Annotated in this window: 9 protein-coding genes and 2 pseudogenes; 7 read left to right on the plus strand and 4 right to left on the minus strand. The window is 54.9% G+C overall.

Annotated features, from left to right (window positions below):
• The 4 genes and pseudogenes from C8N36_RS23525 to C8N36_RS23540 form a co-directional block, all read right to left on the minus strand.
• A pseudogene (locus C8N36_RS23525) lies at window positions 1-109 on the minus strand (IS5/IS1182 family transposase); the annotation flags it as partial.
• A gap of 293 nt (window positions 110-402) precedes the next feature.
• Entirely contained in the window at window positions 403-1,692 is a 1,290-nt protein-coding gene (locus C8N36_RS23530) for an MFS transporter (protein WP_097807105.1), read from the minus strand.
• 422 nt (window positions 1,693-2,114) lie between these two features.
• Window positions 2,115-3,020 (minus strand): bestrophin family protein, encoded by a 906-nt coding sequence (locus tag C8N36_RS23535; protein ID WP_097807104.1) that lies wholly within the window; start codon window positions 3,018-3,020, stop codon window positions 2,115-2,117.
• Between the two features lie 113 nt (window positions 3,021-3,133).
• A complete protein-coding gene (locus C8N36_RS23540; RefSeq protein WP_097807103.1) occupies window positions 3,134-4,003 on the minus strand; it encodes a LysR family transcriptional regulator in 870 nt (289 codons plus the stop codon).
• A 90-nt stretch (window positions 4,004-4,093) separates the two neighbouring features.
• Here C8N36_RS23540 and C8N36_RS23545 point away from each other — a divergent pair, with 90 nt between their 5' ends.
• From C8N36_RS23545 to C8N36_RS23575, 7 genes and pseudogenes are all read left to right on the plus strand, one after another.
• Window positions 4,094-5,545, plus strand: coding sequence for an aldehyde dehydrogenase family protein (locus tag C8N36_RS23545; protein WP_097807102.1), 1,452 nt, complete (start codon window positions 4,094-4,096; stop codon window positions 5,543-5,545).
• Entirely contained in the window at window positions 5,542-6,552 is a 1,011-nt protein-coding gene (locus C8N36_RS23550) for a membrane dipeptidase (RefSeq protein ID WP_097807101.1), read from the plus strand. Before C8N36_RS23545 ends, C8N36_RS23550 begins: the two co-directional genes overlap by 4 nt.
• A 31-nt stretch (window positions 6,553-6,583) precedes the next feature.
• Window positions 6,584-8,143: a BCCT family transporter gene (locus C8N36_RS23555; protein WP_097807100.1), complete on the plus strand. Its 1,560-nt coding sequence runs from the start codon at window positions 6,584-6,586 to the stop codon at window positions 8,141-8,143.
• Between the two features lie 69 nt (window positions 8,144-8,212).
• Window positions 8,213-9,889, plus strand: coding sequence for a hypothetical protein (locus tag C8N36_RS23560; protein WP_097807099.1), 1,677 nt, complete (start codon window positions 8,213-8,215; stop codon window positions 9,887-9,889).
• Window positions 9,886-10,611 carry a DUF3726 domain-containing protein gene (locus C8N36_RS23565; protein ID WP_097807098.1) on the plus strand — a complete coding sequence of 242 codons (726 nt, stop codon included), beginning with the start codon at window positions 9,886-9,888 and terminating at the stop codon, window positions 10,609-10,611. Before C8N36_RS23560 ends, C8N36_RS23565 begins: the two co-directional genes overlap by 4 nt.
• A gap of 13 nt (window positions 10,612-10,624) precedes the next feature.
• Window positions 10,625-10,990: a RidA family protein gene (locus C8N36_RS23570; RefSeq protein ID WP_097807097.1), complete on the plus strand. Its 366-nt coding sequence runs from the start codon at window positions 10,625-10,627 to the stop codon at window positions 10,988-10,990.
• 206 nt (window positions 10,991-11,196) lie between these two features.
• Window positions 11,197-11,305: pseudogene (locus tag C8N36_RS23575) on the plus strand (IS5/IS1182 family transposase); the annotation flags it as partial.

The following is an 11,305-nucleotide window of genomic DNA, read 5'->3' on the forward strand; positions in this document are numbered from 1 at the left end:
AAGCCATCTCCGGATCAAACCAGATCGACAACGATCCGCGCTGCTTCAAGCTGTCATTGTAAGACGACCAGTTTGTGGTCTTGTACTTCGTCGGGCTCCAGCTGCTCATGACCGCCTGCTATCACACTGGATTCGCGGCATGAATCCCCGCAGCCGATTTGTGCAACAAAGCCCGTCAACACTTCAACCTGCTGTAACTTCAAGACAATCTCTTCTGGCTTGGGTCTCTTAATCGCCATCTATGGTCCTCCGATTTCCTAATTATAGGCGCGGATCACTTCTTTGGGGGAGGCTCAGTTCGCCCCCCGAGAGTTGACTTTCAAACGGATAAAGATCGATTTCAAAGGACGAAGGCAGGTTTGGACCCAAATCGACCGATGCTGCACCGCGCAGGATTGTCATCTATTCAGCTTCTCCGGCCAGCCGCCGGGCCAAAACCAAGATCAGTATCACGGCAATGAAAAGAAACACCGCACCGACAATCCACGCGATAGGTGTAGAGTGAACTTCAGCAACTGTTCCGGCCAAAACCAGGCCCAATGCGGCCCCCAACTGTTGTATCAGCGATCTCAGTGAGAGCATCGTTGACCGCTGACGGTCTTCTACACAACGATGCAGAATGCTGCTGGCCGGAGTTTCGCTGACACCAAGGATCACAGAATACAGGACGAATACTGTGACAAAGCCGATGATACTGCCTTGCAACGCCAATGCGATCTGGACGCCTGCCAAGCAAGCGAAGGTCGCAGCCAGCGTCATGGCGTGCCGCCGACTGAAAATCCGGCTGATGTGCGGAGACAGAGATGCGCCGACAGCGATGGAGAAGAAATAAGTCGCAGTGACGACACCGATGGCGGTGTTTGCATAGCCCTCATCTAACATGGGTTTTGCATGGGTCGGCCAGATCACTTCGACTGGGTTGGTTGCCATTAAAAAGAAGGCCAACGCTGCCAGCAGTATCGACAGTGCGGGATGTTTTAGAGCCAAAAGGCTCGCGTCTTTAATCACAGTCGGGACATTGGCGAAGCCGTGCAGGAGAGCAGGGGCGTTCAAGGGACGCGGTTTTTCGACAATGGCTAACATCGTGAAAACAAACACGCCCAACATCACACTGAAACTTGCCAGATAGGACACATCATAGATTTTGAACCCGAAGCTTTTTGCGACCTGGCCCAATATATCGGGCAGAAGACCTCCCAAGAAGGCACCAACGGCCAGCCCTAGGGCATTGGCCCATTGCGCTTTGGCCAGTGCGGGCTGGACATCCACATTGGGCGCGAGGACCTTGAAAGTTTCGACAAACCACGCGTCAAGCGTGCCCGATCGAAGCGCACGTCCAAAACCGATGAATGCAAATGACAGAGCCAGAACATAGAAATCACTCGTCGAGAGAAAGAGCACGAGCGAAATCAAGCTGGCGACGACCGCCGTCAAAAAGACCGGCTTGCGGCCAATGCTGTCTGCGAGACCACCGAACGGCAGCTCCATCGCCATCGTCGTGAGCGAGTAGACCCCGAAAAGAAGCGAGATTTGAACGAGGTCCATGCCACGGTCAATCAAGGCTACTGCAACAACGGCGATTGTCAGTCCCATTGCAAAACGATCAAGAAACTGGTGAATCTGAAACACGTGAATGTGCCGTCGCGCTGGCTCGTTCAGTGTTGTAAAAGAGAACTCTATTTCGGCGGCCATCTTTGTAGCATCGTCGTTGCCGTCTACATGCACAATACCTCAGGTGAGCCGGAACCTATTTCGGATGACAAAGCTGCCGTTCGAACGCGCGCAGAGTCGGCAGCAAAGGTCCGCGCTGCCGACCTTGGGGCCCTCATTTCCCTTGGCTTCTCGACTGAACGTTTCAGATGACGGCTAGGTGTCCAAGTATTCCAAATGCTGCAGTGTGCAGGAATGTCCGGTTTCGGGAAGTAGGAAAGACTGCCCTGAAATCGCGACCCCTCATCAAGCCAACCGACGCAGTCTTGCTGCAAACTTTGACCTTACGACGTATCCTTTCCATTCGGATCAAGCGGCGGAACTGCCTTGGAAACGGCTTTCCTAATCGGCCTTCAGACAAAAAGCTACCAGACCAGAAGGGTAACAATTGAGTGGCTAGGCTTTCAACTCAACACATGGTTTGTCGCAGTCATAGCCTCTGGAGGTCTACGGTAAAGCGCTTCGGATACCGAAATCTCAATTGTTCGGCACATCGCGTCGAGCGGCAGGCCATTTTGCATATTGCGAAACGGATGCTCCAGTTCATGCGTTACGGCCTGAAGTCCAAAGAAGACATAAGCCACAACAGCGGCAAATATTGGGGTAAACCAACCAGTCGCGTCGATGAGGGCGAAAGGCAGCAACCAGCAATACAGGTAAGTCGTGCGACGGACCAATAAGGAATAGACAAACGGCAAGGGCGTTGTGAAAATCCGTTCACATCCGGCTTGTGCGAGCGCCAACGAGGACAGTGTCTGCGAGACGGTCATCTGGCCGAACCCATTAATTTGGTCCTTCTCTGCAAGCGCGCCGATTTTCTCGGCCATCGAGCGAAGTGCTGAATCAGCAGGGTTTTTCTGCGCGATCATTTTTTCTGCTTTTTCTGCGCCCACCCAGTCAACAATTTCGGTTTTCACATCGACGCTGCGCAAAAAGCCACGGTGCAGATGTGCAAAGGCAACAGCGCAAGACATGATTGGCGCGCGATCTTCGCTTTTATCGACAAAAATAGACATATGGCGTCCCAAGTTGCGCACATCAGCGATCATTCCACCCCAAAGTTTGCGCGCTTCCCACCACCGATCATAGGCCGCATTGTTGCGAAACCCGAGGAACAGGGACAGAGCGACACCAAAAATTCCCATTGCAGCAATAGAGATGTGAGGCAAAGGAAAGAAATATTGATCAACCAGCATGACAATCATCGAAAGAACGACAATTCCGATGATCCGGCCAATGATTTTAGGCACGACAGAGCCTTGCATCACAAAAAACAGTTTGAGGTTTGAAGGGTGTTCTCTGACAATCATATAACTACCTCAATCGGGTGTGGTTTGGTGTTCGGGTTTTGACACGCTATTTCTCGTCCGGAAGGTCCAGGTGCAATCCTTCTTTTAACATCTTGTTTTGATTTTGCGTTTCCCTACTCATTCAACAGTGACCAGAAGTCAAAGACCGGACCACGCAGGAGCTCCTTCTCTTGCTTGATCTTGCGCAACTCCCGCTGGCTTACCGATTGCGTCGGAACAAAGAATTCCACACCATCGGGCTGATTGCGCACCGCATCAAAGGGCAGAATACTGACCCCGAAACCGCGTCTTACGAATGACAAAATAGCTGTGGTATTTCGCGCCTCGAGTGTGCTGGCCAGACGCATTTGATCCACATGAGGATCATCGACCAGTTCGCATAGCGGGTTGGCGATCAACGGCTCCAGACGCAGCAGTCCCCAGTCGGATGCACCGTCTGTTGCCAAATGTGCTTTGTGAATGGGGCCACCTTCCGCGCACACGATACCCAGGTCGTCCGACAAAATGCGCTCTCCTTCCAGTGGATCGCCCGGCTGCGCTGAAAGAATACCAATATCCGCCTCATCACGCTGAATACGCGCGCGCACTGTAGCACTGTCCACATCGCTGATTTCGATGCGCACGTCAGGGTGGGCCCTGCGGAACACTTCAATGACATCGGGCAACAATGTGACAGTCGCGGATGGGACGGCGGCGATGCGCACAATCCCTGCCGAGGTCAGAACATGACGGCGAATAGCACCAACGCTTTTGTCGAACACATCCGTCGCGCGCAAACTTTCTTCCAGAACAAGCTGGCCCAAAGGCGTCAGGCGGTTTTTGCGGTCTGTTTCAAAAAGGGGACCGCCAACCTCTTGCTCGAATTGTGCCAGCATCATGGAGACCGCAGACGGTGTACGCCCCAAAACGGCAGCTGCCCCGGCCAATGTCCCTTGCCCTGCCGTCACAGAGAACGCTCTGAGCATTTCTAACCTGATAGACATTCAGCCATCCTGAATAAAGCTTCAATTATTTTAGAATGACTGAACTTAACTTGCCAGTCTAGACCACATTGAAACACATAGGAGACAGTCATGACCGATCTTACTCAGCTTTATATCGATGGCGTATGGACAGACGGTGCCACGCAAATCGAAAATCGCAATCCGTCTGACACGTCAGATTTGATCGGGATGTATGCGCAAGCCGATGCAAGCCAGCTGGACGCCGCATTGGCCGCTGCCCGTCACGCACAGCCAGCTTGGTGGGCCGCTGGCATTCAGAAACGTCATGATGTGCTCATGGCAATCGGAACAGAGCTGATGGCGCGCGCTGAAGAGATCGGGCGTATGTTGTCACGCGAAGAAGGCAAACCTCTGGCCGAAGGCAAAGGCGAGGTATACCGCGCCGGACAATTCTTCACATACTCCGCCGCTGAAACCCTGCGTGGTCACGGCGATCTGGCCGAAAGCGTACGGTCGGGCATCGAAATCGATGTGCGCCGCGAAGCAGTCGGCGTTGTGGCAATCATCTCCCCTTGGAACTTTCCGGTTGCGACCGCGGCGTGGAAAATCGCGCCTGCGCTGGCCTTTGGTAATGCGGTCGTTTGGAAGCCTGCCAATATCACCCCTGCCAGCGCGATTGCGTTGACAGAAATCATTTCGCGTCAGGATATTCCCAAAGGGCTGTTCAACCTTGTTGCAGGCCCTGGGCGTGATGTGGGTCAGCGCCTTGTTGAAAGCCCGTTGGTCGACGCGATCAGCTTTACCGGCTCTGTTCCAGTCGGACGCGGCATTGCTGCTGCCGCTGTGCAAAATATGACCAAAGTGCAGATGGAAATGGGATCAAAGAATCCGTTGATCGTAATGGACGATGCGGACATCGATCTGGCCGTGATGCACGCGGCAGGCTCTGCTTTTGGTGGTACAGGACAGAAATGCACCGCCGCCAGCCGTTTGATTGTTCACCACGCCGTTCATGATGAATTTGTCGAGAAGCTGGGCAAAGCGACTAAAGCCATGAAGGTCGGTCATGCGTTCGAGGCGGGCACCCAACTTGGCCCTGTGGTGAGCGAGAACCAGCTGAACCAGAACCTTGAATATATTGCTATCGGCAAAGACGAAGGTGCGGAATTGCTCTGTGGTGGCGATCGTCTGGAAATGGCGACGCAGGGCTACTATATGGCCCCCGCCGTTTTCGTGAACACACGCAACGACATGCGGATCAATGTTGAGGAGATGTTCGCGCCAATCACCGCTGTGCAACGCGCCGACAGCTATGCAGAAGCGCTTGACCTTGCCAACGACACACAGTTTGGCCTGACCGCCGGCATCATGACAAAATCGCTTGCCCGCGCCAGCCACTTCCGCGCCAACATGCGTGCAGGGTGTGTGATGGTGAACTTGCCGACGGCTGGCACTGATTATCACGTGCCTTTCGGTGGTCGCGGCGCATCAAGTTTTGGCCCGCGCGAGCAAGGCTCTTATGCCGCTGAATTCTACACGACCGTGAAAACCGCATATGTATCGGCGGGCACACCCGAATGACCTATCTTATTGACGGTTTGCAATACGCGAACTGGTCGGAAAAGATTTTCCGCCAGATGCGCGCAGGAGGCGTGGACGCGGTCCACGTCACCATCACCTATCACGAGACGTTTCGTGAAACTGTGCTGGTCATTGAACAGTGGAACCGCTGGTTCGAGCAATATCCTGATCTGGTTTTTCAGGGACGCACTGCGGATGATGTGCGTATCGCCCGCGAAACAGGCCGCACGGCGATTTTCTTTGGCTCGCAAAACCCGTCCTGCATCGAAGATGACATCGGGTTGGTTGAAATCCTGCACACTCTTGGTCTGCGGTTTATGCAGCTGACGTATAACAACCAGTCTTTGTTGGCGTCGGGATGTTACGAGGATGAGGACACCGGACTGACCCGCATGGGTCGCCAAGTCGTATCCGAGATGAACCGCGTGGGGCTGGTCGTAGACATGAGCCATTCCGGCGAGCGGTCGACCCTTGAGGCGATTGAACACTCAACCCGTCCTATTACCATTAGCCATGCCAATCCTTCGAGTTGGCACAAAGCGCTGCGCAACAAATCCGATGATCTGCTGCGTGCCCTTGGGCAAAGCGGTGGCTTTCTCGGTTTGTCTGCCTATCCCCACCACCTCAAAGACGGTGGCAACTGCACATTACAATCGTGGTGCGACATGGCTGCGCTGGCCGTTGATCTGACAGGACCCCAGAATGTCGGGATAGGCACGGACCTGTGCCAAGACCAACCCGACAGCATCGTCGAATGGATGCGCGTGGGCCGCTGGACCAAGGCCATTGATTACGGAGAAGGTTCTGCCGCCAATGCAGGTTTCCCGCCGATGCCGGACTGGTTCCACGACAACCGCGATCTGGCGGGCATCCGTGCGGGGTTGCGTGCCGCAGGGCTGGATGAGGCCACAACCAACGGCGTGATGGGCGACAACTGGCACGCATTTTTTGCACGTAGTTTTGGGACACAATCCAAGATCAATAATTTACAAAGCGCGACCGCATAGGCCGCGTACCATCGCTTGTGGGAGGAAAATGATGAGCGATTCGACCAAAAATACCGGCCTTTTCTCAAGGGGCACAGACAAGGCGCTTTTCGCAATCACAGGCGGTTTTATTGCGCTTTTTTGTACCTATGCGTTTTTTGACATCGACGGTCTTTCTGCACTTGTGGACAGCAGCTTTGCATTTTCTGCAAAGTATTTCGGCCTCTACTGGCAAATCCTGTTGCTGGCGACCTTTCTGATCGGCTTAGTGCTGTGCGTTCTTCCCGGCTCCAGAACCTTGATGGGCGGGCTGAGCATGCCTGAATTCACGACCTTCAGCTGGGCTGCCATGATCATGTGCACACTGCTAGCGGGTGGTGGTGTGTTTTGGGCCGCAGGAGAGCCTATTGCACATTTCCTTTCCCCTGCGCCGGTCTTTGGCGGCTTGGGTGGTGACGTGCAGGCGCAGGCACATGCCGCTCTTGCCCAAAGCTTCCTTCACTGGGGCTTTCTGGCTTGGGCCATCCTCGGCTCGCTGACCACCGTTATGTTGATGCACTATCACTACGACAAGGGTTTGCCGCTTGCGCCACGCACGTTGCTATACCCTGTGTTCGGGGACCGCGCCCTGACGGGGCCTATCGGTTTGATCGCTGATGCGTCCTGCATCATCGCCGTTGTCGCTGGCACTGTTGGCCCCATTGGCTTTCTTGGCCTGCAAATGTCTTACGGTCTGAACGAATTGACGGGCATCCCTGACAATTTCACCACCCAAGCGATAGCTGTTCTAGCGCTTGTTGGCGTCTATACGATTTCGGCAATCACAGGCTTGGCCAAAGGGATCAAAATCCTGTCGCAGATCAATGTCATCCTTGCCGCAATCTTGTTGGCCTTTATGCTGATTGCCGGCCCGACGATGCAGATCTTTTCAGGCTTCTTCGGTGGCATGCAGGTCTATGCAACGCATTTCTTTGATATGGCACTGTATCGCGGCGACGCGGGGCTGTTTGGGGATGCCGGTTGGCTTGGTTGGTGGACTGTGTTCTTTTGGGGCTGGTTCATGGGATACGGCCCTTTGATGGCAGTATTCATCGCACGTATCAGCCGCGGTCGGTCGATCCGCCAAATCATCCTGACTCTGTCCATTATGGCACCAATCATCACGAACTTCTGGTTCACGATCATCGGCGGCTCCGGCATCTTTTTCGAAATAGCCGAACCCGGCATCATCTCTGGCCCCTTCGAAGGCTTCAACTTGCCCGCTGGCCTGTTGGCAATCACGCAAGCCATGCCAATGGGGATGATCCTGTCGGTTCTTTTCCTTGTTCTGACAATGTGCTTTGTCGCCACCACAAGCGATAGCATGAGCTATGTTATAGCTTCGACGATGACCAAAGGCGAACCTTCGACCGCCATGCGCGCGTTCTGGGGATTGGCGATGGGGGTAATGGCCTTGATCCTGATCTCAACAGGCTCGGGTGGTATTGGCAAATTACAGAGTTTTATTGTCGTGACCGCGGTGCCAGTATCTTTGATTTTGCTACCGTCACTCTGGGATGCGCTTCGGATTACCTTGATGTTGGGCCGCGCGCCTCAAGCGGTTCGCGCCTAAGACAAAGACTGTGGCGCGCGAATGAAGCGCCACAGTCCCGATAATTTTGCACTTTTGGGAGGAATTGCGATGTCTGTCACCACACCGAATATGGCGTTTGAGGCCGCCCACTTTATGCGCCCTGCGTCAGAGGTCATGCGCCTTGCCCGTATGGGGAGCGGCCACCCCACGCGGCTGTCATTTCTGCATATTCTATTGCGGCGGCTGGGATCTTCGGAGTGGCAGATTGATCGACCAGTCTGGAATGTGGACGCAAATGGTGTCGGCCATGGCGTCTACCGCGTCAAAAGCGCAGAGCAAACCTACAGCCTTGTGGCTTTTGCCCACGATCTCCCAGATGAAATGCGCTCTGACCGCGTGATTGCTACCGCTTGGGACGCGACGTTTACCCTGTTTGACGGTGATCCCACCCCAAATGATATTGCCCGCCTTGCCGACAATGTCCCCTATCAGGAAGCGGGGCGGATCAGCTCGAAAGAACTAACGTTAGCCCGTGCCAACCGGTCCGTCCGCTTGTTCAGACATGTGGTCGAAGCTTTGTCACAGGGCCGCCAGCCTGATGCCAAAGAAATGAACGCCGTAGGGTATCTGATGCGCACAACTGCCGTCTATGGATCGGGCAAGTTTGGCGCGTCCGACAGGGACGATATTGCGCAACGGCCTGAGCTCGCAGCTCCATTCCAAGTCGAAATGCTCACGGTCTGGCTCATCCGGGCATTTACGGTCGATATTGTGGAACACATCGCAGCCGCCAATGGTGGCGCGCATGCTGTGAAACTTGACCGTGACACCCGCCGCCTCCTTGGTGTCGGCAACTCCACCGGCCTTGGCATGGCCCCGTTCATCGTGCGCCACCCCGTTTTGCTGAACAACTGGATGATGGCACGTGAAACTGCTTTGGCGCGGGTGCGCGCGCAGACCAGTGCAATCGCCGCTTCGATTGCGGGTTTGGAAACCGCGCTGGCCGCCGCAACCCTGAATGCAGCGGCTTGGCATTCCGAACATCCCGTGCAGGTCCGAAAGTTACATGACTTGCGCCGGGATCTGGATTTGATCGCCAGCCAGCTTGCCACGTTTGACTGGACCGTGTCGCTCCCTTGGAACGACTTGTGGGAATGGGGCGAAAATACTCTGACCTATGAGGGCCAAGAGGCTCTGTTGGCGTTGATGTTAGAGCCGCACGGCGCACTGATCGACGATCTGGCAGAGCACATGGGGGCTGATGAAGCCGCAAGCTTCAGGATCAATGGCGCAATGTCGGTCGCCGATCTGCGCCGCATCCTTGAAACTGAGTATGCGTGGGCGCTTGCGATTGATTTCACTACACCAGAGAACATCGCAAGGTTTTGGTATGTCTCTGAGGAAAAACTAGAACCACGCCTTGGCGAACGTGCGTCAGAGGATGGTGCCACGTTGGAACTGCCCTTGTGTATCGCCCGTCTTGCCGCCGAATTGTATCGGACCGTTCAAAACTACGACGAAACGAAACCAGTGGCCGCTTTGCTGCTGGCGCATCCAGAACACCGGTACGCTGTGCGCCGCGTTCAAATCGCGAACAATCATCCTTATGCGGAAGTCCAGGACAACCTGATTGCAGCGGATATGCTTCCTATTGATTTGTTGCGCTGCAAGCTCGCGTACTTTGGGGCCAGTCAGTTTGATCCGAGGTCTGACCGTTGGGTGCGCATCAATCTTTTTGCAGGTGCCCCGTTTCCAGACGAGATCAAAGCGGAGGGTGCGGTATGAGCATGGACCCTCACGATCAGACGCGCGGCGACTCAACGCCGTTTTTTTCCGATGACCAACCCGCACCACTGTCGTGCAACGAGGCTGCGTCTCTCTGCCTGAAAGCCGCTCGCGGCGCTGGTATGAGCTGGGGAATGGCAGAAGAAGCCGGTTTTGCGGCTGCATGGCTGGTGTCGCATGGCATTGACGGCCCGTCATACTTGCGTGCCCATTTAGAAAGGGCGGACGGCAAGGACTGGGACGACCTTTGCCCCTTGGTAACGCCCACCACATGGCGCAACACGGCGGACCAACCGGTCTGTCCGATCATCTTGGGTGTCACGTTGTGCGACTACGCTGACCTGCCAGAAGGGCTGAGGCCAAATATTTGTATTCCACTAGGTTTCGTTAGTGCGCCCATTTTGCTCGTACCGTTTCTAACTGAACTGTCGCTGCGAAACAGTCTGTCAATTACGCTGTCATGGCCTCACGGCACCATGTGCATCGAGGGTAAAGAATCATCATTTGAGGCTGCTTTGCATCTTCTGGGTACGCTTCAATTAGACCTTACAGTCTCGGCCAAAGACGCACAGCCTTGTAGACCCAATGCCACATCTACGCCGAATGCACACACGACTGCTGCGACCGTTGCCGCCCTTAACTCCTTCGCCATGCGCACGACTGTGCCAGCCTCGGCTGCGTCGCGCGCCAGCGCCGGATCAACCCTCAGTGATAATGATTAACAAAGGACATATCATGACACTCTCCCGCCTTAACCCCGGCCCGCGTATGAGCCAAGCCGTCACCATTGGGAACATCGCCTTCCTCGCGGGGCAGGTTCCCGATGATTTGACCGCAGACATTGCAACACAGACACGTCAAGTGCTCAGCAAACTGGACAAGGTTGTCTCTGATTTGGGCGCGACCAAAGCGGACATTGCATCTATTCAAGTCTGGCTTGCCGACATGATAGACTTTCAGGGTATGAACGGCGTCTGGGACAAATGGGTCAGTGCAGACGCTCCACCAGCCCGCGCAACCGGTGGCGTCTTGCTTGCACGTCCCGGTATGCGGGTTGAAATGATTGCAGTGGTTGCGTTGCCTGACGCCGCGACGACCTAACTAGGGAATGGGCCAGAGCGACACATGAATGCAGCTTTGGCCCAACATTACAGAGGGCTACAGGGGTGAGCTCAAAACATCGTTAGAGCCGTTTGGGACTGGATGAGGCACAACGTAAATCTGTGAAGGGTTGCTTGACGACGGCTTTGTTGCACAAATCGGCTGCGGGGATTCATGCCGCGAATCCAGTGTGATAGCAGGCGGTCATGAGCAGCTGGAGCCCGACGAAGTACAAGACCACAAACTGGTCGTCTTACAATGACAGCTTGAAGCAGCGCGGATCGTTGTCGATCTGGTTTGATCCGGAGATGGCTT

Source organism: Pelagimonas varians, assembly GCF_003208435.1.
In the GTDB taxonomy this organism is placed as follows: domain Bacteria; phylum Pseudomonadota; class Alphaproteobacteria; order Rhodobacterales; family Rhodobacteraceae; genus Pelagimonas; species Pelagimonas varians.